At 67.9% G+C, this 26,097-nt stretch carries 21 protein-coding genes and 2 riboswitches; of the genes, 6 read left to right on the top strand and 15 right to left on the bottom strand.

Annotation, left to right across the window (positions count from 1 at the left end; genetic code table 11):
- The first annotated feature begins 151 nt into the window (after positions 1-151).
- The 5 genes from DQP57_RS13590 to DQP57_RS13570 all read left to right on the top strand — a co-directional run bounded on the left by DQP57_RS13590 (position 152) and on the right by DQP57_RS13570 (position 7,428).
- Entirely contained in the window at positions 152-2,359 is a 2,208-nt protein-coding gene (locus DQP57_RS13590) for a malate synthase G (RefSeq protein ID WP_112633434.1), read from the top strand.
- Positions 2,360-2,457: 98 nt separating this feature from the next.
- On the top strand, positions 2,458-4,518 hold the full coding sequence (locus tag DQP57_RS13585; RefSeq protein ID WP_112633433.1) for a substrate-binding domain-containing protein: 2,061 nt from the start codon (positions 2,458-2,460) through the stop codon (positions 4,516-4,518).
- Between the two features lie 296 nt (positions 4,519-4,814).
- The gene (locus DQP57_RS13580; RefSeq protein WP_112633432.1) at positions 4,815-5,705 is read left to right on the top strand and encodes an oxygenase MpaB family protein; all 891 of its coding nucleotides are present in this window, start codon (positions 4,815-4,817) and stop codon (positions 5,703-5,705) included.
- Between the two features lie 33 nt (positions 5,706-5,738).
- Positions 5,739-6,707 (top strand): oxygenase MpaB family protein, encoded by a 969-nt coding sequence (locus tag DQP57_RS13575; RefSeq protein WP_112633431.1) that lies wholly within the window; start codon positions 5,739-5,741, stop codon positions 6,705-6,707.
- Positions 6,708-6,783: 76 nt separating this feature from the next.
- Positions 6,784-7,428: a TetR/AcrR family transcriptional regulator gene (locus DQP57_RS13570; RefSeq protein ID WP_112633430.1), complete on the top strand. Its 645-nt coding sequence runs from the start codon at positions 6,784-6,786 to the stop codon at positions 7,426-7,428.
- Between the two features lie 16 nt (positions 7,429-7,444).
- Here the strand turns inward: DQP57_RS13570 and gcvP are convergent, their stop codons facing one another.
- The 12 genes from gcvP to DQP57_RS13510 all read right to left on the bottom strand — a co-directional run bounded on the left by gcvP (position 7,445) and on the right by DQP57_RS13510 (position 21,119).
- Positions 7,445-10,282 carry an aminomethyl-transferring glycine dehydrogenase gene (gene gcvP, locus DQP57_RS13565; RefSeq protein ID WP_112633429.1) on the bottom strand — a complete coding sequence of 946 codons (2,838 nt, stop codon included), beginning with the start codon at positions 10,280-10,282 and terminating at the stop codon, positions 7,445-7,447.
- Between the two features lie 51 nt (positions 10,283-10,333).
- A riboswitch (glycine riboswitch) is annotated at positions 10,334-10,459 on the bottom strand.
- A riboswitch (glycine riboswitch) is annotated at positions 10,460-10,557 on the bottom strand.
- Between the two features lie 61 nt (positions 10,558-10,618).
- Positions 10,619-11,248 carry a MerR family transcriptional regulator gene (locus DQP57_RS13560; RefSeq protein WP_112633428.1) on the bottom strand — a complete coding sequence of 210 codons (630 nt, stop codon included), beginning with the start codon at positions 11,246-11,248 and terminating at the stop codon, positions 10,619-10,621.
- A gap of 329 nt (positions 11,249-11,577) precedes the next feature.
- Positions 11,578-12,072, bottom strand: a complete 495-nt coding sequence (locus tag DQP57_RS13555; RefSeq protein ID WP_007771374.1) for a bifunctional nuclease family protein — start codon at positions 12,070-12,072, stop codon at positions 11,578-11,580.
- Between the two features lie 111 nt (positions 12,073-12,183).
- A complete protein-coding gene (ftsR, locus tag DQP57_RS13550; RefSeq protein ID WP_112633427.1) occupies positions 12,184-12,936 on the bottom strand; it encodes a transcriptional regulator FtsR in 753 nt (250 codons plus the stop codon).
- On the bottom strand, positions 12,936-13,397 hold the full coding sequence (gene garA, locus DQP57_RS13545) for a glycogen accumulation regulator GarA (RefSeq protein WP_369806961.1): 462 nt from the start codon (positions 13,395-13,397) through the stop codon (positions 12,936-12,938). The genes ftsR and garA overlap by 1 nt, the downstream gene beginning before the upstream one ends.
- 296 nt (positions 13,398-13,693) lie before the next feature.
- Positions 13,694-14,092, bottom strand: coding sequence for a glycine cleavage system protein GcvH (gene gcvH / locus DQP57_RS13540; RefSeq protein ID WP_112633426.1), 399 nt, complete (start codon positions 14,090-14,092; stop codon positions 13,694-13,696).
- 28 nt (positions 14,093-14,120) lie between these two features.
- Positions 14,121-14,885: a DUF881 domain-containing protein gene (locus DQP57_RS13535; protein WP_205869116.1), complete on the bottom strand. Its 765-nt coding sequence runs from the start codon at positions 14,883-14,885 to the stop codon at positions 14,121-14,123.
- 189 nt (positions 14,886-15,074) lie between these two features.
- Positions 15,075-15,407: a small basic family protein gene (locus DQP57_RS13530; protein ID WP_007170008.1), complete on the bottom strand. Its 333-nt coding sequence runs from the start codon at positions 15,405-15,407 to the stop codon at positions 15,075-15,077.
- Between the two features lie 55 nt (positions 15,408-15,462).
- Positions 15,463-16,389: a DUF881 domain-containing protein gene (locus DQP57_RS13525; RefSeq protein WP_112633424.1), complete on the bottom strand. Its 927-nt coding sequence runs from the start codon at positions 16,387-16,389 to the stop codon at positions 15,463-15,465.
- Positions 16,382-17,011 carry a CDP-alcohol phosphatidyltransferase family protein gene (locus tag DQP57_RS13520; RefSeq protein ID WP_112633423.1) on the bottom strand — a complete coding sequence of 210 codons (630 nt, stop codon included), beginning with the start codon at positions 17,009-17,011 and terminating at the stop codon, positions 16,382-16,384. Before DQP57_RS13520 ends, DQP57_RS13525 begins: the two co-directional genes overlap by 8 nt.
- Before the next feature lie 96 nt (positions 17,012-17,107).
- Positions 17,108-19,438, bottom strand: coding sequence for an accessory Sec system translocase SecA2 (gene secA2 / locus DQP57_RS13515; protein ID WP_112633422.1), 2,331 nt, complete (start codon positions 19,436-19,438; stop codon positions 17,108-17,110).
- A 37-nt stretch (positions 19,439-19,475) separates the two neighbouring features.
- Positions 19,476-21,119, bottom strand: a complete 1,644-nt coding sequence (locus DQP57_RS13510) for an acetolactate synthase (protein WP_112633421.1) — start codon at positions 21,117-21,119, stop codon at positions 19,476-19,478.
- A 93-nt stretch (positions 21,120-21,212) separates the two neighbouring features.
- On the opposite strand from DQP57_RS13510, the gene DQP57_RS13505 reads away from it, so the two are divergent.
- The gene (locus DQP57_RS13505) at positions 21,213-23,132 is read left to right on the top strand and encodes an ABC transporter ATP-binding protein/permease (RefSeq protein ID WP_112633420.1); all 1,920 of its coding nucleotides are present in this window, start codon (positions 21,213-21,215) and stop codon (positions 23,130-23,132) included.
- Positions 23,133-23,191: 59 nt separating this feature from the next.
- On the opposite strand, the gene DQP57_RS13500 is transcribed toward DQP57_RS13505, so the two are convergent.
- The 3 genes from DQP57_RS13500 to DQP57_RS13490 form a co-directional block, all read right to left on the bottom strand.
- The gene (locus DQP57_RS13500; RefSeq protein WP_112633419.1) at positions 23,192-24,685 is read right to left on the bottom strand and encodes an FAD-binding protein; all 1,494 of its coding nucleotides are present in this window, start codon (positions 24,683-24,685) and stop codon (positions 23,192-23,194) included.
- Positions 24,686-24,710: 25 nt separating this feature from the next.
- Entirely contained in the window at positions 24,711-25,211 is a 501-nt protein-coding gene (locus tag DQP57_RS13495) for a VOC family protein (protein ID WP_112633454.1), read from the bottom strand.
- Between the two features lie 133 nt (positions 25,212-25,344).
- On the bottom strand, positions 25,345-26,028 hold the full coding sequence (locus DQP57_RS13490) for a TetR/AcrR family transcriptional regulator (RefSeq protein WP_205869115.1): 684 nt from the start codon (positions 26,026-26,028) through the stop codon (positions 25,345-25,347).
- Between the last annotated feature and the right edge of the window lie 69 nt (positions 26,029-26,097).

Genomic DNA, 26,097 nt, shown 5'->3' with positions numbered 1-26,097 from the left:
CGTTCTTGGGGCTGTCAGCGCGGCCTGACCTGCACCTGGCGGGTCGGGCGAATAACGCTCGCCACGCTGCGCTCGGTAGGCTGATGACATTGCCAATCTGGGCCCGTCCGGCCCACGGACGGTCCAGTGCGGCCCATGACGGAGGAGAATCATGACTGATCGCGTGTCGGCGGGGAACCTGCGGGTCGCCCGGGTGCTCTACGACTTCGTGAACAACGAGGCGTTGCCCGGCACCGACATCGACCCGGACAGCTTCTGGGCGGGCGTCGACAAGGTGGTCACCGACCTCACCCCCAAGAACCAGGATCTGCTGCGCCGGCGTGACGAGCTGCAGGCCCAGATCGACAAGTGGCACCGGCAGCGCGTCATCGAACCGCTCGACATCGAGGCGTACCGCAAGTTCCTCACCGAGATCGGTTACTTGCTGCCCGAACCCGCCGACTTCACCATCACGACCTCCGGCGTCGACGACGAGATCACCACGACTGCCGGCCCGCAGCTGGTGGTTCCGGTGCTCAACGCGCGGTTCGCGCTGAACGCGGCCAACGCCCGCTGGGGCTCGCTGTATGACGCCCTGTACGGCACCGATGTCATCCCGGAAGACGACGGCGCCGAAAAGGGGTCGAGCTACAACAAGGTCCGCGGCGACAAGGTCATCGCCTACGCGCGCAAGTTCCTCGACGAAGCGGTGCCGCTGGAGTCCGGGTCGTGGGCCGACGCGACGGGCCTGTCCGTCGAGGACGCCCAGCTCAAGGTCGCGACCGCCGACGGCTCCGTCGGCCTGGCCAGCCCGGAGAAGTTCGCCGGCTACACCGGCGAACTGGGCTCGCCCAGCTGGTCGGTCCTGCTGGTCAACCACGGACTGCACATCGAGATCCTGATCGATCCGGAATCGCCGATCGGCAAGACCGACTCGGCGGGCATCAAGGACGTGGTCCTGGAATCGGCCATCACGACGATCATGGACTTCGAGGACTCGGTGGCCGCCGTCGACGCCGACGACAAGGTGCTCGGCTACCGCAACTGGCTCGGCCTGAACAAGGGCGATCTGTCCGAAGAGGTCAGCAAGGACGGCAAGAGCTTCACCCGGGTGCTCAACGAGGACCGCACCTACTCCACACCCGACGGCGATGGCGAGCTGACGCTGCCCGGCCGCAGCCTGCTGTTCGTGCGCAACGTGGGGCACCTGATGACCAACGACGCGATCGTCAGAACCGAGGCCAACGGCGAAGAAACAGAGGTGTTCGAGGGCATCATGGATGCGCTGTTCACCGGCCTGACCGCGATCCACGGGCTCAAGACCGGTGAGGCGAACGGCCCGCTGGCCAACAGCCGCACCGGATCCATCTACATCGTCAAGCCCAAGATGCACGGCCCCGACGAGGTCGCCTACACCTGCGAGCTGTTCAGCCGCGTCGAAGACGTCCTCGGTCTGCCCCAGGGCACCCTGAAGGTCGGCATCATGGACGAGGAACGGCGCACCACCGTCAACCTCAAGGCCTGCATCAAGGCCGCCGCCGACCGGGTCGTGTTCATCAACACCGGCTTCCTGGACCGCACCGGCGACGAGATCCACACCTCGATGGAGGCCGGCCCGATGATCCGCAAGGGCGCGATGAAGAGCACCGCGTGGATCAAGGCCTACGAGGACGCCAACGTCGACATCGGGCTGGCGGCCGGCTTCAAGGGCAAGGCCCAGATCGGTAAGGGCATGTGGGCGATGACCGAGCTGATGGCCGACATGGTCGAACAGAAGATCGGCCAGCCCAAGGCGGGCGCGACCACCGCGTGGGTGCCCTCGCCGACCGCGGCCACCCTGCATGCGATGCACTACCACTACGTCGACGTGGGCGCCGTGCAGGAGGAGCTCGCCGGCAAGAAGCGCACCAAGATCGAGGAGTTGCTGACCATCCCGCTGGCCAAGGAACTGGCCTGGGCTCCCGAGGAGATCCGCGAAGAGGTCGACAACAACTGCCAGTCCATCCTGGGCTACGTGGTGCGCTGGGTCGCCCAGGGCGTCGGCTGCTCGAAGGTTCCCGACATTCACGACGTGGCGCTCATGGAAGACCGTGCCACGCTGCGGATTTCGAGTCAGTTGCTGGCCAACTGGCTGCGCCACGGGGTGATCACCGAGGAGGACGTCCGGGCCAGCCTGGAGCGGATGGCCCCGCTGGTCGACGAACAGAACGCCAAGGACGCGGCATACCTGCCGATGGCGCCCAACTTCGACGACAGCCTGGCGTTCCTCGCCGCCCAGGATCTGATCCTGACCGGAACGCAGCAGCCCAACGGTTACACCGAGCCGATCCTGCATCGCCGTCGGCGGGAAGCCAAGGCACGCGGCCCACAGTCGAACTGAGCCCGCTCAATTCGGGTTCGAGCATGGCATAGGGCCGCCGGTGACTAAGATCGGCGCCGAGTTAACGATGGATCGACGGAAAGGCCGAGGGCACTGCTATGGGTAGGCACAGTGCGCCCGACCCTGACGACTCCCTCGACGAGCCATCTCGCGACGACGTCGTCGACGAGCCGTCTCGAGGCGAAGAGGCAGGTGATCGCCGCCGGGCTACCGGCCGCGACGAGGAAGCCGACCTCTATTCCGACGAGGGCGACTATTCCGACGAAGGTGACTATGCCCACGAGGGTTACTACCCGGCCGAGGATGCCCTCGTAGACAGCGCCGACGACTACCCGGAATTCCCGTCACGGCAGGCGGCCCCGTCGACTCCGGAGCCGCCGGCCGCATCGCCGTCGCTCTTTCGGGGCGGGCATCGCGGGCTCGGCGATTGGCGGGGCGGTCACCGCAGCGAGGCCGGCCGCCGCGGCGTCAGCATCGGCGTGATCGTGGCGCTGGTCGCGGTCGTGGTCGTGGTGGGATCGGTGATCCTGTGGAGCTTCTTCGGTGACGCGTTGTCCAAGCGTTCGCACAAGGCGGCCGGCGGCTGCGTCGGGGGCCAGGAAACGGTGCCCGTCGTCGCCGATCCGTCGATCGCCGACTCCATTCAGCAACTCGCGGAGAGCTACAACAAATCCGCGGGGCCCGTCGGTGACCGTTGCATCGTGGTGAACGTCAAGCCGGCCAACTCCGACGCCGTGCTCAACGGTTTCATCGGCAAGTGGCCCGCGGAACTGGGCGGCCAGCCTGCGTTGTGGATTCCGGGCAGTTCGATTTCCGCCGCGCGACTCGCCGGGGCCACGGCGCAAAAAACCGTCACCGAAAGCCATTCCCTGGCCACCTCGCCGGTGCTGCTGGCCATCCGGCCCCAACTCGCGTCGGCCCTGGCCAACCAGAACTGGGCGGCGCTGCCCGGGCTGCAAACCAATCCGAATGCGTTGGCGGGGTTGAATTTACCGGGGTGGGGTTCGCTGCGCTTGGCGCTGCCGATGAACGGCAACGCGGACGCATCGTTTCTGGCCGGAGAGGCGGTGGCGGCAGCGTCGGTACCGCCCGGCGCCCCGGTAACGCAGGGCACAGGCGCGGTGCGCAGCCTGTTGAGCGCGCAACCCAAGCTGGCCGACAACTCGCTGACCGAGGCGATGAACGCGCTGTTGAAGCCGGGTGACGCCGCGACCGCGCCGGTGCACGCGGTGGTCACCACCGAGCAGCAGCTCTTCCAGCACGGACAGTCGTTGCCGGACGCCAAGGACGCCTTGGCGTTCTGGCTGCCGCCCGGGTCGGCGGCGGTCGCCGACTACCCCACGGTGCTGCTCAGCGGTTCGTGGCTGACGCGCGAACAGGCCTCGGCGGCCAGCGAGTTCTCGCGCTTCATGCACAAGTCCGACCAACTGGCCAAGCTGGCCAAGGCCGGCTTCCGCGTCAATGGGGTCAAGCCGCCCAGCAGCCCCGTCACCGATTTCCCGGCGCTGCCGGCCACGCTGTCGGTCGGTGACGACCCGGTGCGCGCCACCCTCGCCGAGGCGATGGCCAGCCCGTCGAGCGGGCAGGCCACGACCATCATGCTCGACCAGTCGATGCCCGGCCAGGAAGGCGGAAAAACCCGGCTGGCCAACGTCGTCGGAGCGCTGCAGGACAAGATCAAGGCGCTACCCGCGACCGCGGTGGTGGGGCTGTGGACGTTCGACGGCCACGAGGGCCGTTCGGAGGTGGCCAGCGGGCCGCTGTCCGACCCCGTCAACGGTCAGCCGCGTTCGGCCGCGCTGGCCGCCGCGCTGGACAAGCAGTACTCGTCGGGCGGTGGTGCGGTGTCATTCACCACGCTGCGGATGCTCTACCAGGACATGCAGACCAATTATCATGCGGGCCAGACCAATTCGATCCTGTTGATCACCGCAGGGCCGCACACCGACCAGACGCTGGACGGTCCGGGGCTGCAGGACTTCATCCGCAAGAGCGCCGATCCGGCCAAGCCCATCGCGGTGAACGTCATCGATTTCGGCGCCGATCCGGACCGGACGACCTGGGAAGCGGTCGCCCAGCTCAGCGGCGGCAGCTATCAGAACCTCGCGACGTCGGCGTCCCCGGACCTCGCGTCGGCGGTCAACAACTTTCTGAGCTGACCCGCTCGTCGTCACCCGTCCGCGGGCCGATGGGCTCGGTGATAGAGCCGGTCGCCGCGACCTACCGCCTGGTGGGGCCGGGCCTGTCGTCCGCCGGGCGGGCGCGCAGGGAACAGCCCGGTCAGTCGCGGTCAAAGGTCATGTAGCCACGCTCATCCCGAAGGAATCCGTTGCCGGCCCTGTCAAATGACTCCGGTCTGTGCCAGACTCGACGATAGAATCTTCCTTGATTTCTATCAGGGGCGGGGCCGAGGGATCCGAATCCGCCTGAACTGTCGGTCACAGAAAGGCGCAGCATGGCCCATCCCCTGCCCACCGGCCCGCAGGACACACCGCTCCCGCCGGATCCAGGTGCCCGGCGGGCGGACACCGATTCCGTCGACACGTCGTTTCTGGCAGAGGAGATATCGCCCTGGCTGTCCCCGGCGTACGGGGCGGCGAACGTCGTGATGCAGCTGGCGAATTCGGGCGTGGCCTACGGCGTGATGGAAAGCAAGGTCGACAGCGGCAACCTGTACAAGCATCCCTTCAAACGGGCCCGCACCACCTTCACCTACATCGCGGTGGCCATCGCCGGAAACGCCAACGATCGCAAGGTCTACCGGGAGGCGGTCAACGCGGCGCACGCTCGGGTGCGCTCCGGGCCGCAAAGCCCGGTGCGCTACAACGCCTTCGACCCCGCCTTGCAACTCTGGGTGGCCTCCTGCATGGCCGCGGTCTTCGAGGACACTCGCAAGCTGCGGGGTGGCCGATCGCGGCGCGACCCCGAGGCGGTGCACCAGGCCGCGTCGGTATTCGCGACCATGCTGCAGGTGCCGCGGGACATGTGGCCCGCCGACCTGGCGGCCGCGGGCCGCTATTGGCGCGATCAACTCGATCGACTCGACTTCGACGACCGGATGCGCAGCTATCTGATCGGCATCGCGCGCCTCGATTTCCTGCCCGCGCCCATCTCGGCCCTGTTCGGCGGATGGAATCTGTTCATGACGCTGGGCTACCTGCCCCCGCAGCTGCGCGACAAGCTCGGGTTCGCATGGTCGGACGCGCAGCAACGCCGATTCGACCGCTGGCAGCACATCTTTGGAGTGCTGGACATGTTCACGCCGCGGTTCTTGGCGCGTCTCGGTGTGCAGGCGGTGGTGTGGGACATGCGGGTGCGGCACCGCATCGGGGCCACCGTGGTGTGACCCGAACCCTCACCCATCAGAAGGAGGAGCGGCATGACGACGACGGCGAGTTTCCTGCAACCCGGCAATGGATCCGGCGCGGCGCCGAAACCGGATGCGGCACACCGGGAGCTGGCCGACGACGTCCGGTGGTTCGCGGGATCACCGTTGGCGGCGGCGTTCGGCCGCCTGGCCCTCGACCAGGTGGCGCACCGCGAGATCGCCGCGGCGGTGGACCGCAGCGGACGGTTCGCCGATAACTTCACCGACCGCGGCATCCGCAGTTTCGCGTTCACCGCCCTGGCGACCTTCGGCGACAGCTCGGACGTGCGGGCGTCGCGGGCCGACCTGAAACGATTGCACCGGGAGGTGCGGGGCGTCGGCAAGGACTCGTTCAGCGACACCCGCTACAGCGCACTGGATCCCGAAGTGTGGATGTGGGTGGCGGTGAGCGGCCTCAACCTGCTGTATCAGGCCTATCTGCGGGTATGCGGTCGCCGGCTCACCGCCGCCGAAAAGGAGGTCGTCTACCAGACGCTGCGGGGTGAGCTGCAATTCCTGGAGCTGCCCAGCAAGCAGGCGAAACTGCCGGCGACGCTGCGCGACATGCTCGCATACTACGACTCCGTCGCCGCAAAAGACTTGGCCGACAACGAATTCCTGCAATTCGCCAACCGCAGCTTCGTGGCGCCACCCATCCCGAAGTTGTTGGTATCCGGGCGGATTCGGCCACTGGTGCGGCTGGCATGGCCGGCGCTGATGACGCTGGCGTCGCGGCCGGTGGTCGTCTGTTCCGCCGCGGCCGCCCATCCGACGATGCGCGGGCTGCTCGGAGTGCGGTGGGGCGCGCGTGAGCAACTGGAGTGCGCCGTCTACGTTGCCGCGCTGCAGCTGGGCTGGCGATGGTTGCCGCGCCGACTCACCCTGGAACCGTTGGCCTACAACCGCTACCGGTACGAGCGGCTGCGCGACCGCTATCGCTCGGTGCTGCTGGATTCCTTCGCCGCGCCCGATCGTGCCTGATTCGGCACAATAGATCGCCGAAGCGCTCGGCGCTTAGCGCACAATCGTCGTCACACCCCGATCGGCTGGAGGCCAGATGGTAGACCCCGCAATGCTGCTCGGTGTGGTGCCCGACGGTCTGGCCACCCTCGATCCGACGGCCCGCACGATCGTCACCGCGGCCCGCACCTGCTTTACCGAGCGCGGATTTTCCAACACCACCATGCAGGACATCGCCGACACGGCCGGTGTCGGTGTCGCCACGGTGTACCGCCGGTTCCGGCACAAGCGAAACCTGGTGCGGCTCACCATCATGGACGAATCGCTGCGGCTGAGCACGCTGGTCTCCGAGGTCGCCGGCCGGGCGACGACACCGGAAGAAGGGATCGCCGAAGTCTTCGCCGCCTTCGTCCACGAGGCCTCCGCGCCCAAGCTGCTGACCCGAAGCATCCGCGAATCACCCGCTGCGGGGGAACTGACCGCCTACCTGACCGACGAGAACCTGATCGCCATGACCGGCGGCTACATCGCCACCTGGCTGCGCCGCTGGCAGGAGCGCGGCGAGCTGGCGGCCGATCTGGACACCGAGATCGTCGGCGAAATGATCGGGCGGCTGATCATCTCGCTGGTCAAGACGCCGAATTCGGCCATCCCGATCTACAACATGCACCAGGCCCGCGATTTCGCCCGCCGCTACCTAGTGCCGCTGGTGTTGCGGGCCCCGGCGGCGACGCCCGGCTGAGGGCGGGCCGGGACCGTCAGGCGTACGCCTCCACCGGGGGGCACGAGCAGACCAGATTGCGGTCGCCGTACGCGCCGTCGATGCGACGCACCGGCGGCCACACCTTGGGCCGGAACTGGGTGCCCAGCGGGTAGGCGGCCTGCTCCCGGGTGTACGGGTGATCCCAATCGCCGACGACCAGGCACTCGGCCGTGTGCGGTGCACCGCGCAGCGGGTTGTCGTCGACGGGCCACTCCCCCGCGCCCACCCGGTCGATCTCGCCGCGGATGGCGATCATGGCGTCGCAGAACGCGTCGACCTCGGTCAGGCTCTCGCTCTCCGTGGGCTCCACCATCAGCGTGCCGGCCACCGGGAAGCTCATGGTCGGAGCGTGAAAACCGTAGTCCGCCAACCGTTTTGCCACGTCGTCGACGGTGACTCCGGTGGACTTGGTGATGCCGCGGAGGTCCAGGATGCATTCGTGGGCGACCATGCCGTTCTCGCCGGTGTAGAGCACCGGGAAGTACTCGTCGAGGCGGCGGGCGATGTAGTTGGCCGACGTGATCGCCGTCAGCGACGCCGCGCGCAAGCCCTCGGCCCCCATCATCCTGATGTAGGCCCAGCTGATCGGCAGGATGGAGGCCGACCCGTAGGGCGCCGCGGACACCGGCTGGCCCTGCGGGAGGTCGGGGGCGTGCGGGTGCCCGGGCAAGAACGGCGCCAGGTGCGCGCGCACGGCCACCGGCCCGACCCCTGGTCCGCCGCCGCCGTGCGGGATGCAGAACGTCTTGTGCAGGTTCAGGTGGCTGACGTCGCCGCCGAACTTGCCCGGCCGGGCCAGCCCGACCAGCGCATTGAGGTTGGCGCCGTCGACGTAGACCTGGCCGCCGGCGTCGTGGGTGGCCGCGCAGATCTCGGCGATGTCGTGTTCGTACACGCCGTGCGTGGACGGATAGGTGATCATCAGCGTGGACAGCCGGTCGCGGTGTTCGGCGACCTTGGCGCGCAGGTCGTCCAGATCCACGTCGCCGTTGGTGTGGCAGGCCACCACGACCACCCGCATGCCGGCCAGGGCCGCCGACGCCGCGTTGGTGCCGTGCGCGCTGGACGGGATGAGGCAGATGTCGCGGTGCGGTTCGCCGCGGCTGGCGTGGTAGTCGTGGATGGCCAGCAGGCCGGCGTACTCGCCCTGCGACCCGGCGTTGGGCTGCAGCGAGACGGCGTCGTAGCCGGTGATCTGCACGAGCCAGCTTTCAAGGTCGGCGATGAGACGCCGCAGCCCCGAGGTGTCGGACGCCGGCGCGAAGGGATGCTGGCGCGCGAATTCCGGCCAGGTGATGGGTTCCATCTCCGCCGCGGCGTTCAGCTTCATGGTGCACGACCCGAGCGGAATCATGCTGCGGTCCAACGCGATATCTTTGTCGGCGAGCGCGCGCAGGTAGCGCATCATCGCCGTCTCGGTGCGGTACTGGGTGAAGGCGGGATGGGTGAGGAATTCCGACGTGCGGGTGATGATGCCGGCACACACGGGCTCGGCGGCCTGAACTCCGAAGGCCTCGAGCACCGCGGCGACGTGGTCGTCGGTGGTGGCCTCGTCGCACGCCACCGACACGTGGTCGTCGTCGACCCGCCACAGGTTGATGCCCTTGGCCTTGGCCGCGGCGATCACCTCGGCGGCGCGCCCGGGCACCCGGGCCAGCACGGTGTCGAAGTACTTGTCGTGCACCAGCGCTGTGTCGGCCGCCGAGGCGAGCGCGGCGGCGATCGCCTCGGCGTGACCGTGGACGCGGCGCGCGATCGCGGTCAGCCCCTCGGCGCCGTGGTAGCTGGCGTACATCGCGGCCATCACCGCCAGCAACACCTGCGCGGTGCAGATGTTGCTGGTCGCCTTGTCGCGGCGGATGTGCTGTTCGCGCGTCTGCAGCGCCAGGCGGTAGGCGGGCGAACCGTCGGCGTCCAGCGATACCCCGACCAGCCGGCCCGGCAGCTGACGCGCGTGGCTGGCGTGCACCGCCAGGTAGCCGGCGTGCGGACCCCCGAATCCCATTGGCACGCCGAATCTTTGGGTGCTGCCGAACGCGACGTCGGCGTCGATCTCACCCGGCGGCGTGATCAGCGTGCAGGCGAGCAGATCCGCGCCGACCGCGACCAAAGCGCCGCGCTCGTGGGCCTGCTCCACCAGCTGCGCCCAGTCGGTGACCCGGCCGCTGGCCCCCGGCAACTGGGCGATGACGCCGAAGAAGTCGCCGTCGGGCAGGCCGTCACGCAGGTCGACGGTGACGACCTCGATGCCCAGCGGCTTCGCGCGGGTGGCCACGACGGCCGCGGTCTGGGCGAAGACGTCGACGTCCACGGCCAGCCGGTTGGCCTTGCCACGAGCGGCTCGGTGCATCAGGGTCATGGCCTCCGCCGCGGCGGTGCCCTCGTCGAGCATCGAGGCGTTGGCGACCTCGAGGCCGGTGAGGTCGGCGACCATGGTCTGGAAGTTCAGCAACGCCTCGAGCCGGCCCTGGCTGATCTCGGGCTGGTACGGCGTGTAGGCGGTGTACCAGGCCGGGTTCTCCAGGATGTTGCGCAGCAACACCGGCGGTGTGAGGGTGTCGTAGTAGCCCTGCCCGATCATGGACACCGCCACGGTGTTGGCCTCGGCCAGCGACCGCAGCTCGGCCAGCGCCTCGGTCTCGCTGGCCGCCGGCGGCAGCCGGTCCAGACCCGGGGCGACGCCGCCGTCACCGACCCGGTCCATGATGCCCGCCGGAACGGCCTTGGCGGCCAGCTCGTCGAGCGAGTCGACACCGATGACGGCGAGCATGGCCGCGACGGCCTGGCTGTCCGGGCCGATGTGCCGAGCTGCGAAAGTGAATTGATCGGACACTGGAACTCCTGAGTAGACGGGCGAAGACGTATCAAGGCAGAGGACTAACGGCCCTCTCCCTCTGTCTTCACCCGTTTCGCCGGGCGCCTGAGAGATTCGGCGCCCGATGCTGCCCGAGCGCCTTTCCCCATCGGCGGGTGCGGACCCACGGGTCCACACCGCTTTCCAGAGGCATCATGATGTCGCGCGGTCCGGGTGCCTGAGAGGTTGACGGAGAGGTGTTGCTCCTTCGGCGTCCGTGACTGGCAGCCACGAAACTCTCCCGCACGAAAGCGATGCGCAGCCCAGCTTACTCGGCCGCGCGAAGCGCGACATCGTGTGTGGTTCGGTGCGCCGTCAGCCGATCTTGCGGTCGCGGTGCTTGCGCCGGGACGCCAGCTCGTCCTCGGGCTCGGCGATCGATTCGCCGCCGTCGGCCCGCTCGCCGGGGAAGTCCGCGATGACGCCGGTCAGCTCGCGCATGGCGCCGGACACGGCGATGCCGAACACGCCCTGCCCGCCCTGCAGCAGGTCGACGACCTCTTCGGCCGAGGTGCACTCGTAGACGGTGGTGCCGTCGGAGAACAGGGTGATGTTGGCCAGATCCTGGACGCCACGCTGACGCAGATGGTCGACGGCGACGCGGATGTTGTGCAGCGAGATCCCGGTGTCCAGCAAGCGCTTGACGATCTTGAGGACCAGGATGTCCTTGAACGAGTAGAGGCGCTGGCTGCCCGAGCCCGCCGCGCTGCGGATCGACGGGACCACCAGCGAGGTGCGTGCCCAGTAGTCCAGCTGCCGGTACGTGATGCCGGCGATCTGGCAGGCGCTGGGACCGCGGTATCCGACCAGCTCGTCGGGCACGGAGTCGTCCGGGAACAGGCCGGGCTGTACGGGCGGGCTGGCTACGGTGACGCTGCGGTCACTGGGCGCCGGGTTACCGCTGTCCGCTAGGTTGAGCTGCTCTTGGCGTGGCTGCTCGCTCACGGTGGTTCCTCTCCGCGATCGCGCTCTCGTCGTTGGCTGCGTCTGAAGGCTGCATCGCAGCCACGTTTGCTCAAGCCCGAGTGCTAGTAGAGCTTACGCTCTCCGATAGCCGCCGCGCCTGTAGTCGCGATCAAAGTATGGCCGCCGCGGGGCCAAGTCGGCGAGCTATCCGCCAGCGTGTCGAGATCACGGTGCGCTTTGAGATGCATCCGTGATGTCGCCATCCAGGCTAAACCAGTCGGCTCGTCGATCCCAAAGCGCTGGTAGCGGGCCAGACACGATTGCCCCCCTCCTCGACACCGCGCCACGCGCGCTGCATCGTCGGCGGGTTAGGTGGCCTTGAAGTCGTCCGGGGACACGCTGTCGAGAAATTCCTTGAACTTCTCCACCTCGTCCTCCCGGACCGCGGTGCCGCCCTCTTCGTCGCTCTCGTCCGGAATCAGCAGGCCTGCCTGGGCGAGCACGCCTTCCTCGACGTAAATGGGCACGCCGACCCGCAGCGCGATCGCCACCGAGTCCGAGGGACGGGCCGACACGGTGATGTTGCGGTCGAACACCAGATCGGCGTAGAAAGTGCCCTCTTGCAGATCGACGATCCGCACCTCTTTCAGCGAATGCCCAAGGGCGGCAATGACATCCCTGATCAAATCGTGTGTCAACGGGCGAGGGGGCTCGACGCCTTGCTGCTCGAGCGCGATGGCGGCGGCCTCCGACTGACCGATCCAGATCGGAAGGTAACGGTCGCCATTGGTTTCGCGCAGTAACAACACCGGCTGGTTCTGCGGCTGCTCTACGCGAATGCCGACAACACGAACTTCACCCATTTGTGTCTGCCCTCCGCATTGTGGCGCCGGTTGAATTGGTTACTCGCCAGGACGGCGAGGTCAAAAAGCCGCCTACTGCCGAAAACCAAGCTGTCGACCGAAGTCTAGTCCTCAGCGATCCAGAACGTCGCGAACGGCGGATTTGATCAACGACGTGTGCAACGTGATGGCGAGCGCCGCGACCTCGCGCGCTAAATCGTCGGCGCGATCGCGGGCGCCGGCCTTGCCGGCTTTGACTACCGGCCCGGCGATTTGGGCAATCAGGTCGGACTGCCGGTCGGCGGCCGAACGGAAAGCCCGCAAGTGCCGCGGCTCGACACCGTAGTCCGACAGGGCCCGGGCGCATTGCAGGATGACCACGGCGTGCTCGTCGAAAAATCCGGCGGGCCCGGTGGTGATGACTCCCGCTTTGAGAAGCGCGGTCAGCAGCTCGTCATCCACGCCCGCGCGCTGCAGCAGCTCCTCGCGGCTCAACCGGACGTGGGTCGGGGCTACCGCCGAACTGTCCGAGCGCGCCTGTTCCCCGGCGGCATCTCCCGTTCCCGCCACCGACACCAACCGCGGGACCGAATAGGACGTCTTCACGGGCGGCAGCTCGCCGTCGGGCTGGGCGTCCAGTTGCGCCCTGATGACCTTCAGCGGCAGATAGTGATCGCGCTGCGCGGTGAGGATGAACCGCAATCGCGCGCAGTCATATGCGGTGAACCTTCGATACCCCGACGCAGCCCGCTGCGGCGTCACCAACCCCTCGGCCTCCAGGAAGCGGATTTTGGAGATGGTGACATCGGGGAAGTCCGGCCTCAGCAATTCCAAGACCGCCCCGATCGACATCCCGGCCAGCGCCGAGCTATCGGGTGCGCTCACTAGCCTGAAGATCCTCCATCCTCACCCTGCTTGGGTCCGGTCAGAAACACCAAGCGGAACTTGCCGATCTGCACCTCGTCACCGTTGGCAAGCACCGCCGAGTCCACGGGCTCACGGTTGACGTAAGTGCCGTTGAGACTACCAACGTCGACCACGCTGAATTCGTTGTTTTCCAACCTGAATTCGGCGTGCCGGCGGCTGACGGTCACGTCGTCGAGAAAAATGTCGCTGTCGGGGTGGCGCCCGGCGGACGTGGTGGCCTGATCCAGCAGAAATCGCGAACCGGCGTTCGGTCCCCGCTTGACGACCAGCAACGCCGAGCCCGCCGGCAGCCCTTCGACTCCGGATACCGCGCTCTCGGTTCCCGCTTGCGCGGGAGCGTCCAACTCGTTGAGGAAGTCCGCACGGAAGACCGAAGTCGTCTCTACCGTGACTTCGTCCGAGTTCTGGTCGTTGTCCATGTCCGTCACGCGCTGCTCCTCACTGGCTGCTGTGGCGTTGTCTGTCCGGGCCGCTCGGCCGGCTTGTGCACCGGGTTTCTTTCCCCGGTATGCCGATTACTGCCGTTTCGTACTGTCAAAGTGTCTGTCACGTGTCTTTCAGCGATCCTCGAAGGAATTCAAAGGTCGATGTGTCGACGGTACCGCGCACCGGCCTGCAATGCGCCTACCACCTGACGAACCGAAACTCCGATTCCCCCGTACCCTGGCCCCGCCGCTCGCCGGCGGGTGCGGGGCTGCAGGGACAGTAGCAATCGTCATTCGGTCAGCGTTCCGCGGTAGGCCTCGGCGTCGAGCAGCGAAGAAATTGTCGAGTCCAATTCCCCGACCTCGGATACCTGTACATCCAGCAACCAACCGGCGCCGTACGGGTCGGAATTCACCAGTTGCGGGCTGCCGTCCAGATCGGTGTTGACCGCCGAGACTTTGCCCGAGACCGGGGCATACAGGTCCGACACCGATTTGGTGGATTCGACCTCGCCGAAGGATTCGCCCGCGGTCAATTCGGTGCCGACGTCGGGCAGCTGAACGAAAACCACGTCGCCCAACGCCGATTGCGCAAAATCGGTGATGCCCACCCGCACGGTGTCATCCCCACTTCGACGAACCCATTCATGTTCGGCGGTGTAGCGCAGATCGGGCGGGATATCGCTCACGAGTGATCCTGTTCTGTTCGGGTGATGCTCACTTGACGGGCTGAGCGTATTGGTGCGGTTTTGGTTGCCGCAAGGTGGTCACGTCCACTCGATCGGCCTGCTGGACCGACATGCGCCCACCGACGCGCTTGACGGTGTCCTGCGCGCCGCCGGGAATGTTCATCGCCGCGGCCAGGGTGGGTGGATCGCCAATCGCCAGAATCGAATACGGCGGCGACAGCGTTTTGGAGTCGATGGTCAACGACCCGGGCGTGCCCACCACCCAGGTGTCGACACCCACGCGCACCGATTGGTGTGCGTCGTTGACCTCGATCGCCTCGGCACCGGCGGCACGCAGCTCGTTGACCACGTCGAGCATCGCCTCGGGCGACACGCCGGGCCCGGGGTCCTCGATCGTGACGGTGACGCCGGGCCCGGTGGCACCGACGGCCCCGACCAGAATGGACAGGGCCGCCAGCCTGGACTGCGCGGACTGGATGGCGGCCTGGTCGTTGTTTCCCGACGCCTGCAGCGAATTCAGCGTGTTCTGTAGCTCGTTCACCTCGGTGTTGAGCGTGCCCTCGCGCTGCCGCAACGAATCCAGCAGCACCAACAGGTCCGCGGGCCGCGCCGTCTCCAGCGAGTCGCCCGTCTCGGTCTGACGGACCTGGGTGACGATCGCCAGGCCCAGCAGCAGGCACAGCATCGCGGCCAGCGTTCCGAACGCCATCCGGGACCGACCGCCGCGCACCATCGCCGACAGCCCCGTGCGGTGCACCGCCCCGATTTCGGGGCGGGGGCTTTTCGCGGCCAGCTCGTGGCGGCCGCGCGGGGTTCCTTGGTCCGGGGTCGCGGCGGGCCCGGGGCCCGCAGGCCCGGTTGACTCGTCACCACTGTGGCCGGCGGCTGACTGGCCGCCGGCTCGGTCTTCGGGATCCTGGCTCACGTTGACCTCGACTCGCCGCTTGTCCTCACCGCTTCGCTCCGCATCGTCGCCCGCGCGTCACGCCCCGAACAGCCTGCGGCGCAGCGCGGCCGCATTGCCGAAGATGCGGATACCCAGCACGACGATGATGGCCGTGGACAACTGCGTGCCCACGCCCAATTGGTCACCGACGTAGACGATCAGGGCGGCCACGAAGACGTTGAACACGAACGAAATCACGAAGACCTTCGGATCGAAGATCCGTTCCAGGTATGCGCGCAACCCACCGAACACGGCGTCCAGCGCCGCGACCACCGCGATCGGCAGATAGGGCTGGACGACTTCTGGCACCGCGGGGTGAAAAACGAGGCCGAGCACGATGCCGATCGCCAGCGCTGCGATACCGATCATGCGTGGTTTCCCGTCCGCGTCTCGCACAGGGGAATGCGTCTGTTCAGGACTTTTCTCACTGTGGCCCAATCTGCTTGGCGAACTTGACATCCCGGATCGATCCGGCAGGCAGCGACAGACCGTCGGCGGCATCCACCGTAACCACGACACCGTAGGAAATCTGCAACAGCCTCAGTCGCTGCATGCCGGGGCTGTTGTCGAAGACATCGCGCATCGCCCGCGGCGGCCCGATGGCCAGGACCGTGTACGGGCTGCTGGTGGGGGTGTTGTCGACCAGGATGGCGCCGCCGGCCTGCCGAATGGTCACGTTCGGACCGATCCGCACACCGCCGACGGAGATCGCCTCGGCGCCGCTCGCCCACAACGAGTTGACCAGCAACTGCAGATCGCGGTCCAGGATGATCTGCCTGCTGCCGCTGACCCGCTGCTTGGAGACGTCGGAAAGGTTCGGGCTGGCGCCGGGATCGGTCACGGTCACCTTCAGGCCGGGCCCGATGATCGCCGTGCTGGCCGCGGCCAGGCTCAGCGCGTCAAGGCGTTTCAGCAGCCGCTGCCCCTCGGCGTCGTCGGCCAGGGCGTGGCGCTGCACGTCGTCGACTCGCGTCGCCAGCTCGCCGCGGCGCTGGTTCAACTTGCCCGCAGCAGCCTCCGCCGACCGCACGTTGCCCAGCAGCAGCTGCTGGGCCGTGCGCACCCCCGGGGCCACCGAGCGGGCCTGCGCGACGGCCGCGGCGAACACCGTCGCGATCAGCAGCGCCGCCAGCGCCTGCCAGAGCCAGCCGACCACCCGTCCGCGTCCGGCGGGTGGTGCGTCGGCGGCGCCGCGCTTGGCCGCCGCCGCGGCGTAGCCGGGATCGAGGTGCTCGGACAGCAGGGCGCGCAGCAGCGACGGCACCGGGATCAGTGTCGGCCGCGACGCGCCATGCGCGCTGTGACCGGCGTTGGGGTCATAGCCGCCGAGCAGGCGGTCGGTATCAGCCATGGTCGGCCACCTTCGCCGCGGCCGACGGACGCGAAGCGCGATCGACCTTGGGCATGCGCCGCAGCACGAGGACCATCTGCGCCGCATACTGCGCGAACGCCCACAGGTAGGCATACATGCCCCAGATCAGGAACGCCCATCCGCAGGCCCCGATCACGCGGCTCCACAGCGCGTCCCAGGTGCCCAGCAGCACCAGCGGAAATCCGGACATCAGGGCGAACGTCGCGGCCTTGCCGATGTAGGTCACCGGCAGCGCCGTCAGGCCGCGACTCCACAGCAGCGGCAGCGTCGCCGCCAGCAGGCCGTCGCGGGCGAGCAGGACGATGACGAACCACCAGGGCACGATCCCGCTGAACGCGAGCACGAGGGGCACGGCCACCATGTAGAGGCGGTCGACCGCGGGGTCGAGCAAGACCCCGAGCCGTGAGGACTGATCCAGCAGCCGGGCGATCTTGCCGTCGGCCCAGTCCGAGGCGCCGCTGAACATCAGGATCCCGACGGCCCACCCGTACGCGTGGGCGACCAGCAGGGCGTAGACGAACACCGGGATCAGCGCCAGGCGAACAGCGCTGAGCGCGTTGGGCACCGTCAGCACCCGATTGGGCGGAAGCACCGGCTCCATGAGCCGTGACCTTAACGCGACTGGACGACGAATGCCCGGCTGGGCGCACACTCGAGCGCGAACGCCCCGCTGGCCGCGCCACCGGCGCGACTCAGCTCAGCGGAACACCCCGGGCAGGCTCAGGGTGGATAGGGTGTCGTCCGACAGCGGGTTGTCGTTGACCATGTAGGTCCACGTCGACGTCGGCCGCGCCAGCTTGGACAGGTCCAGTCCCGGTTCCTCGTCGAGGACGTTGGCGGTTTCGAACGTCTGCTGGGCCGCCTCGATGGCGTCGGCGGCCAGCGACGCGAAGGCGTCGACCGCCAAGCGGTGAAACTCGTCCAGCGGGTTCTGCCGGCCCAGCGCGCGCAGATGGATGCTTTCGCGGATGTCGGCCAGATACGCCAGATGATCGGCCCAGCCGCGGTCGAGGTGATAGAGCATGATCTGGCGGCAGATCGTCTCCAGGCGCTCTTCGGAGATTCCCTCCGTGTCGGCCAGCTCCTTGTAGCGCTTGGGCGCCAGCTCGGCCAGTTCCTCGCGTGCGGTTGGGTTGCGCAGCAACGTGTTTCGTCGGTCGACGATGATGGCGCGTTGCTGGGCGATCAACTGGTTGTAGCGCCAGGTGTTCGCGTGTACGTCCAGCATGCGGCCCTCGGCCACCCGCTGGGCGTGGTCGAGCAGGCCCGCCGCCTTGGGGCTGACGATCCGGCCGTCCTCGTCGGTTTCCATCGGCAGCTTGTTGTGGTCGAGGTTGGCCGCCACGACGTCGTCTTCCCAGCTCGAGAAGAACACCGACGACCCCGGGTCGCCCTGGCGCCCGGCGCGCCCGCGCAGCTGGTTGTCCAGTCGCTGGGTGTGGTGCCGCCCGGTTCCGACGACGTGCAGCCCGCCGAGTTCGGCGACCCGGTCGTGATCGGCCTCGTCGGAGCCACCGAGGCGGATGTCGGTGCCGCGCCCGGCCATCTGCGTCGAGACGGTGACGACGCCGAACTTGCCGGCCTCGGCGATCACCTGGGCTTCCTCGGCGTCGTTTTTCGCGTTCAGCACGACCGCGGGCACGCCACGGCGCAGCAGCCGCTCGTGCAGGTCCTCGGACTCGGCCACGTCGCGGGTGCCCACCAGCACCGGCTGCCCGGTCTCGTTCACCTCGGCGATGTGGGCGACGATCGCGTCGTTCTTGGCCGCGGCGGTGATGTACACCCGGTCGGACTCGTCTTCGCGAATGTTGGGCTCGTTCGGCGGAATTGGTGACACCCCGAGCTTGTAGAACTGGCGCAGCTGCTCACCGGCGGCCAGCGCGGTGCCGGTCATGCCGCACACCGTCGCGTAGCGATTGATCAGCGCCTGCACGGTGATGGTGTCGAGCACCTCGCCCGTTTCGGTGGTCTCGATGCCCTCCTTGGCCTCGACCGCGGCCTGCAGGCCGTCGGGCCAGCGCTGCAGCTGGGCGATGCGCCCGCGCGCCGCGTTGATCAGGTGCACCGCGTCGTCGCGGACGATGTAGTGCACATCGCGCTGCAACAGGACGTGGGCGTGCAGCGCGACGTTGATCTCGGTCAGGGTGGTGACGACGTGTTCCTCGGAGTACAGGTCGATCCCGCCGAGCGCCTTTTCCACCTTGCGGGCGCCGACGTCGGTGAGGTGAACGTTGCGGCTGTCGGCGTCGGTGTCGTAGTCGGTGCCGGCCTCCAGCTGGCCGGCCAGCTTGATGATCTCGAGCCGCGGCGTCTCCCGGTGGGTCGTTCCCGCCAGCACCAGCGGCACCAGCGCCTCGTCGACCAGCACCGAGTCTGCTTCGTCGATCAGGGCCACGTCGGGGTTGGGCGACACCAGGTCGGCGACGTCGGTCACCAGCTGATCGCGCAGCACGTCGAAGCCGATCTCGTTGACCGAGGCGTAGGTGACGTCGCAGCCGTAGGCGGTGCGCCGTTCCTCGCTGGTCGACTCGGCGGTGATCCAGCCGACCGTCAGGCCCATGGCCTCGATGACCGGGCCCATCCATTCCGCGTCACGACGGGCCAGGTAGTCGTTGATCGTCACCACGTGCACGTGCCGCCCGGCCAGCGCGTATCCGGCCGCCGCGATCGCGCCCGCGAGCGTCTTGCCCTCGCCGGTGGCCATCTCGATCACGTCACCGGCCAGCATGCGCAGCGCGCCCAACAGCTGCACGTCGAACGGCCGCAACCCGCTCGCCCGCTCGCCCGCCTCCCGGGCGATGGCGAGGAATTGCGGGATGTCCTCGGAGTCCGCGAGGTCGTCCAGGTTGAGCAGCCCGGCCGCTTTGCGCAGCTGCTCGTCGCTCAGCCCGGCCGCCTCGTCGTCGTACTCCGACGAGTCCTTGACCTGGGTGAGCGAGCGGCTGCGGTCCTTTTCGGTGCTGGCGCCGAGCAGCTTCCAGAAGCGGCTGCTCAGCCTGCCGGGTTGAGCGCGGGTCGTCTTAGGCACAGGTCAACGGTACGCGGTGGCTCACCGCGCGGATTCATCACGCGAGGTTGGACCGGCGTGGATACGCGACCTCGGGGTCGGTCAACACATTGACGACGGCAGGCAGCCCGCTGCCGAAGGCCCGCTCCAGCGCGGGCCGCAGCTCGCCGGGCGCGGCGACCAGTTCGCCATGCCCGCCCAGGGCGCGCGCCACCTCGTCATACCGCGTTCCGGGACGCAGTTCGGCCACCACCGAGTAGCCGTACAGCGCCTCCATGGGGTGCTTCTCCAGCGCCCAGATGCCGTTGTTGCCGATCACGGACACCACCGGCACGTTGTGCCGAACCAGGGTGTCCCATTCCATGCCGCTGAAGCCGAAGGCGCCGTCGCCCTGCAGGAGCACCACCTGGCGGTCCGGGTGGGCCAGCTTGGCGGCCAGCGCGTAGCCGGGGCCCGAACCCAGGCAGCCGAACGGTCCGCTGTCCAGCCAGCAGCCGGGCTGATAGCTGTCGATCACCCGCCCGGCGTACGAACCGAAGTCGCCGGCGTCGATGACGACGATCGCGTCGCGGTCCAGCATCGGCGCGAGCTCCGCGTAGACCCGCATGGGATGCAGGGGGATGCGGTCGTCGGCGAGTTCGGCCTTCTCCTTGGCGCGCGCCGCGGTTTCGGCGGTGCGCAGTTCGCCGATCCAGTCGCGATGGTCGGTTCCGGTCGCGGGCGCCAGCGCCGCGAGGATCGTCAACAGGTCGCCGTAGAGCTCGGCCGCCACCGGTCGGGGATGGCGGCGCTCGGGTTCCACCCGGTCGACCACGATGAGCTCGGTTTGTGGCCCGAAAACCGCGCCGAAGCCGAGCCGGAAATCCATCGGCACGCCGACGATCAGCGCAACGTCGGCCTCCCCCAACGCTTTTCCGCGGACCCTGGAGAACGCCAGCGCATGGTCGGCGGGTAGCGCGCCACGGGCCATGCCGTTCATCAGGACCGGGATGTGCAGTTCCTCGGCGAGGCGCAGCAGGGCGGCTTCGCCGTGCCCCCACCACAGGTTGGTGCCGGCCATGATCACCGGCCGCTGCGCCGCGGAGAGCAGGGCCGCGGCCCGGCTCAGGGCGTCGCCGTCGGGCGCGGGCCCGGGTGGCAGGTCGACGAGGGCGCCGGGCCGGCCGTCATCGTCGGACATCGAGAACACGTGGTCCATCGGGAAGTCGACGAAGCCGACACCCGACGGCGCCCCGACCGCGGCGCGCAGCGCGTCGTCGACGAGCCGGCCTGCGTCGTCCGCCGACTGTGCGGTGGCCGCGAAGCGGGCCAGCGGCGCCACGAACGGCACGTGGTCGATCTCCTGCAGCGAGCCCATCCCCCAGCGCTGCGCCGGGGCCCGGCCGCCCAGCACCACCAGCGGCGACTGGTTCTGTTGCGCCGCGGCCATCGCGCTCATCCCGTTGGTGATGCCCGGCCCCGCGGTCAGCGCGGCCACGCCCGGTGACCGAGTCACCTTCGACCAGCCTTCGGCGGCGAAGGTCGCCGTCTGCTCGTGGCGGGTGTCGATCAGCCGGACCCCCTCCTCGCGGCACCCGTCGTAGATGGAAAACAGGTGTCCGCCGGATAGCGTGAAGACGGTATCGACGCCGCTGGCCCGCAGACGCCGCGCGACAAGCCGGCCGGCGTGCAATGTTTGTCCGGGGATGGCGTCGGTAGTCATGACCGCAGCCTAACCAGATTCGTCAGGTACCTTCGCCGAAGGATTTGAAGTTGAGGAGCGTTCGACAACCTCGACCGTAAGGAGACGTCGACGATGGGTCCAAAGCCCTTCAAGCCATCGATCAACTGGTCGGCGGCACCCATGGATTCGTTGCGGTGGATCGCCATAGCCTGGGTGGTCAGCGCGGTCTGTCTGTTCGGCGTCCTGATCGCCTTCCGCTATCTCACACCCTGGGGCCGGCAGTTCTGGCGGATCACCCGCGGTTACTTCGTCGGCGCACGCAGCGTGCGCGTGTGGCTGATGCTGGGTGTGTTGTTGCTGTCGGTGCTGCTGTCGGTCCGGTTGGTGGTGCTGCTCAGCTACCAGGGCAACGACTTGTACACCGCCGTGCAGAAGGCGGTGCAGGGCATGGCTGCGGGCGACGACAACGTCAAACAGTCTGGTGTACATGGCTTTTGGATGTCGCTCACGATCTTCAGCGTGCTGGCAACCCTCTACGTCATCCGGTTCGCGGCCGACGTCTATCTGACGCAGCGGTTCATCATCGCCTGGCGCATGTGGTTGACCTCCCACCTCACCGACGACTGGCTGGAGGGCCGGGCCTACTACCGGGATCTGTTCATCGACAACACCATTGACAACCCCGACCAGCGCATCCAGCAGGACATCGACATCTTCACCGCCAACGCCGGCGGAACCCCCAACATCCCGTCCAACGGGACGGGCAGCACGTTGCTGTTCGGGGCGGTCAACGCGGTGGCCTCGGTGATCTCCTTCGCCGCGATCCTGTGGAACCTGTCCGGGGACCTCGATCTGTTCGGTGTGGTGTTGCCGCGAGCGATGTTCTGGACGGTGCTGGTCTACGTGCTGATCGCGACCGTCGTCGCGGTGTGGCTTGGGCGCCCGCTGATCTGGCTCAGCTTCAACAACGAGAGGCTCAACGCCGCCTTCCGATACGCCCTGGTGAGATTGCGGGACGCCGCCGAGGCGGTCGGCTTCTACCGCGGCGAGCGGGTCGAGCGGGCACAGCTGTGGGGGCGGTTCACGCCGATTATCGGCAACTACCGCAATTTCGTCCGGCGGACCATCATCTTCAACGGGTGGAACTGGTCGGTGTCGCAGGCAATTGTCCCGCTGCCCTGGGTGATTCAGGCGCCACGGTTGTTCGCCGGCAAGATCGATTTCGGCGATGTGGGCCAGACGGCGACGGCGTTCGGCAACATTCACGACTCGCTGTCGTTCTTCCGCAACAACTATGACGCGTTCGCGTCCTTCCGGGCCGCCATCATCCGATTGCACGGGCTGGTCGACGCCAACGACAAGGGCCGCGCGCTGCCGGCGATTCTGGTCAAGGCCAGCGAGGAGGCGGCGGTCGAGCTGCGCGGCATCGAGGTGCGCACACCGGAGGGCGACCAGCTGGTCGACTCGCTGGACATCCAGCTCGACCACGGCGAATCGCTGGTGATCACCGGCCGCTCCGGGGCCGGCAAGACCACGCTGCTGCGCAGCCTGGCCGAACTGTGGCCGTACGCCTCGGGAACCCTGTGCCGCCCGGACGGCGACAACGCGACGATGTTCCTCTCGCAGCTGCCGTATGTGCCGCTGGGCAGCCTGCGCACCGTGGTCTGTTATCCGAACTCGCCGGATACCGTCCCCGACGAGCAGCTGCGCGAGGTGCTCACCAAGGTGGCCTTGGCGCCGCTGATCAACCGGCTCGACGAGGACCATGACTGGGCCAAGGTGCTGTCGCCCGGCGAGCAGCAGCGGGTCGCCTTCGCGCGCATCCTGCTGACCAGGCCGAAGGCGGTCTTCCTCGACGAGGCCACCTCCGCGCTGGACGAAGGGCTGGAATTCGCGTTGTACCAGTTGGTCCGGACCGAGCTGCCCGAGTGCGTCATGGTCAGCGTGAGCCACCGGCCCACCGTCGAACAGCACCACGAGCAGCAGCTGCATCTGCTCGGCGGCGGCCCGTGGCAACTGGGCCCGGTCGAGAAGGAACCCGCGCGGCTCTAGCGGCTACGCTCCCCCGGCCCGTTGCGCCGCGTGCGCTCCGGCGCTGGGTACCAGCGCGCCTACGCTCCCCCGGCCCGTTGCGCCGCGTGCGCTCCGGCGCGGCGCCCGAAGAACGACCCTTCACCCAGCTGCGTTCCGCTCGCATAACCCTTGCCGTCCTGGGCGAGGTTGGACGCGCACGCGCCGGCGGCGTACAGCCCGGGCACCACGGAGCCGTCTTCGCGCTGCACCTGGCCGTCGACCGTCACCGCGAGGCCGCCGATGGTGAACCCCGAGTACATCGCCCGTCCGAGCGACAGATCGAACACCGCCCACGGGCCATGGTCCTGTGGCGCAAGGAATTCCGGCTGCTTGTGAAAATCGGGATCCTCGCCCGCGGCGGCGTTCTTGTTGTAGCGGTCCAGCGTGGCCGCGAGGTTGCCCTCCGGAATGCCAAGCGCGGCTTCCATTTCCGCGATCGTCTCGTACCCGTCCAGGAAGCGGATCAGCGGCATGGCGGGCATCTCGGTGTGCGCCTCGTCGACGATCAGGTATGCCGTCTGGTCCGGCTGCTCCAGCACGAAGGCCGACGTCCGCGAGTGGTAGGAATCCTCGGTGACGAACCGCCGGCCCTCCTTGTTGACGATCACACCGGTCAACAACACCTCGGGCGGATAGGCGGCCGCGGTGATGAACAGCTCGTCCATGTTCTTGGTGGCCCCACCCGCCGAGACGCCCATCCGGATGCCGAGTCCGTCGTCGTTCGGGTTGCCCAGGATGTAGGGCGCCACGACGCCGTGGTGTTTGGTGCGTCGCTCCTGGCCCAGCGCGGGCGTGTGCTCGGCGACCATCTCCGGATTCATCGCGAATCCGCCCGCCGCGATGATGACGGACTTGGCCTTGATGGCGCCGGTTTCGGTGAAGTGTTTCCAGGCCACGCCGACGACCGCGCCGTCGCCATCGGTGACCAGGTTGGTCACCCCGGTCTCGTAGCGGATCTGCACGCCTAGGGCGTCGGCGCGCTTGAGCAGCAGGTCGACAACCATGCTCGCGCCGCCTAATTCGCCGGGCACCGGCACCGAGTGCCCGCGCGGCGCCGGCTTGGCCCGCTCGCAGAAGGGCCAGACCTTCTCATTCCCCGTGTAGCTCAACCCCTCGGTGCCCGGCGGCACCACGACCTTGCCCGGGTAATAACTGCGCTCGAACTGAAAGCCCAAGTCTTCCAGCCAATTGAAATGCTCGACGCTGCCCTCGCAGTACGCGCGGATCTTGTCGAGTTCGGGTTCGCGCGACACCTCGACCAGATACTTGTACATCTCCTCGACGGAATCGTCTTGACCGGTTGCCTGCTGCACCGCGGTCCCGCCGCCGAGGTAAAAGTGGCCCCCGGCAAGCGAAGTGGTGCCGCCCGCCGCGGCCGCGCGTTCGAGCACCAGCACCCGCGCGCCGGCGGCCGCCGCACTGACCGCGGCGCAGCCGCCGGCAATGCCGAACCCGATCACCAAGACGTCGACGTCATCCGACCACGCGGTCACGTCGTCGGCACTGACTGTTGCCGGGATCTCCGTGCTCATTGGCGCCACTCCTCGCTGCCGCGGCTCACCGCTGCTCCTGTTTGATGTAGTCGTAAAAGGCCCGCATCTCGGGCGCAACATACGCCAACTCCACGTACGGCACGCCCGCCTGCGGCGCGGACAGGTAGACGAAGCGGATGCCGCCGGGCATCACGCCTCGCTGCACCACCGCGGCGCCCCGCTCGCCGGCCTCGCTCACCGCCACTTCGAGTTGCTCGGGGCTTTCGACCTCCATGCAGATGTGGTGCAAACCCGGCCCACAATCGGACAGGAAGTCACTATAGATGTTCTGGCCGCGGACCGGCTGGATCAACTCCAATTGCATGTCGCCGAGGTAGCTCAGCGAGATGCTGGCAAAGAAGTCGGCGGGTTCGCCGCGATAGCTGCAGGCGTCGGGAGCAAAGTGCACCTCGGGTATGCGTATCCACTTACGCACCCCTAACAGGCCGGTGAGGGCCGTTTCGGTGGCATCAAGGTCGGCGGTCACCCAGGCGATCTGCGTCGGGGATTCGAGAGGAAGCGTCATCGTCTCGCACAATAGTCCAATCGCCGGTCCGCCAGAAAGGGCCCAAAAGACTTTGCCACGGCTCGCCCGTCCGGCCACCTGGCCAGCGGGTGAACACGTTCTAATTCCGGCGGTCCGGGGCGCCGCGCGCCTTTCAGTGCTGGCCCAGTACGTCCACCAGCATGCGCAGCTGGGCATCGAAGACCGCCTGCGGGTCGGTCAGGGTGTCGGCGCCGTATTGCCCGAACACCTCGAGGCTGATGGCACCGAGCACCCCCGCCCACAGCAAAAAGCACTTGGCCAGCACCTGGTCGTCACCGGGGAACCCGAATTCATGACGGATGCGTTCGAAGTCGGATGACATCGGTTGCGGGGCAAGGTCATTCGTCAGCCGGATGTCGCCCGTGGCGATTCCGGCCGCGACCGCATCGAACAGCGCCGCCACCACCCGGGTACCCACCGCAACCGTGCGCTCGGGCGGCGCGTGATACCCGGGCACGGGACTGCCGTACAGCAGGGCCCAGCGGGCGGGGTGCGCGACGGCCCAATCGCGGGTCGCCCGCGCGATGGCGACCACATCGTCGCTCCACAGGTCTCCGACGGACTGGCGGGCGCGATCCACGGCGTCGGCCAGATCGGAATAGGCGTCGACCAGCAGCAGGGTTAGCAGTTCGTCGCGGCTGGACACGTAGCGGTACACCGCCGAGGACACCATGCCCAGGTCGCGGGCTATCGCCCGGACTGACAATCCGGCGGCGCCGCGGTCGACCAACTGGCGGCGACCGAGTTCGATGATGCGTGCCTCGATGTGCTCGCGCGATTCCTGGCGTTTGCCCACGTAGCCAGTCTGGCACAAACCGAGAACACCGCTCTTGCTTTCCGGCGCGGGTCGTGGCAGCATTCTCTC

This window comes from Mycobacterium colombiense (assembly GCF_003284935.1).
GTDB lineage: Bacteria > Actinomycetota > Actinomycetes > Mycobacteriales > Mycobacteriaceae > Mycobacterium > Mycobacterium arosiense_A.
The sequence above is the reverse complement of the archived record's forward strand: the minus strand, read 5'-3'. Positions and strand labels throughout refer to the sequence as shown.

Coding starts and splice junctions, on each gene's coding strand:
- DQP57_RS13590 (WP_112633434.1), top strand. CDS start 152: ATGACTGATCGCGTGTCGGCGGGGAACCTGCGGGTCGCCCGGGTGCTC.
- DQP57_RS13585 (WP_112633433.1), top strand. CDS start 2,458: ATGGGTAGGCACAGTGCGCCCGACCCTGACGACTCCCTCGACGAGCCA.
- DQP57_RS13580 (WP_112633432.1), top strand. CDS start 4,815: ATGGCCCATCCCCTGCCCACCGGCCCGCAGGACACACCGCTCCCGCCG.
- DQP57_RS13575 (WP_112633431.1), top strand. CDS start 5,739: ATGACGACGACGGCGAGTTTCCTGCAACCCGGCAATGGATCCGGCGCG.
- DQP57_RS13570 (WP_112633430.1), top strand. CDS start 6,784: ATGGTAGACCCCGCAATGCTGCTCGGTGTGGTGCCCGACGGTCTGGCC.
- DQP57_RS13555 (WP_007771374.1), bottom strand. CDS start 12,072: ATGGGTGAAGTTCGTGTTGTCGGCATTCGCGTAGAGCAGCCGCAGAAC.
- garA (WP_369806961.1), bottom strand. CDS start 13,397: ATGGACAACGACCAGAACTCGGACGAAGTCACGGTAGAGACGACTTCG.
- DQP57_RS13530 (WP_007170008.1), bottom strand. CDS start 15,407: ATGATCGGTATCGCAGCGCTGGCGATCGGCATCGTGCTCGGCCTCGTT.
- DQP57_RS13525 (WP_112633424.1), bottom strand. CDS start 16,389: ATGGCTGATACCGACCGCCTGCTCGGCGGCTATGACCCCAACGCCGGT.
- DQP57_RS13520 (WP_112633423.1), bottom strand. CDS start 17,011: ATGGAGCCGGTGCTTCCGCCCAATCGGGTGCTGACGGTGCCCAACGCG.
- DQP57_RS13510 (WP_112633421.1), bottom strand. CDS start 21,119: ATGACTACCGACGCCATCCCCGGACAAACATTGCACGCCGGCCGGCTT.
- DQP57_RS13505 (WP_112633420.1), top strand. CDS start 21,213: ATGGGTCCAAAGCCCTTCAAGCCATCGATCAACTGGTCGGCGGCACCC.
- DQP57_RS13500 (WP_112633419.1), bottom strand. CDS start 24,685: ATGAGCACGGAGATCCCGGCAACAGTCAGTGCCGACGACGTGACCGCG.
- DQP57_RS13495 (WP_112633454.1), bottom strand. CDS start 25,211: ATGACGCTTCCTCTCGAATCCCCGACGCAGATCGCCTGGGTGACCGCC.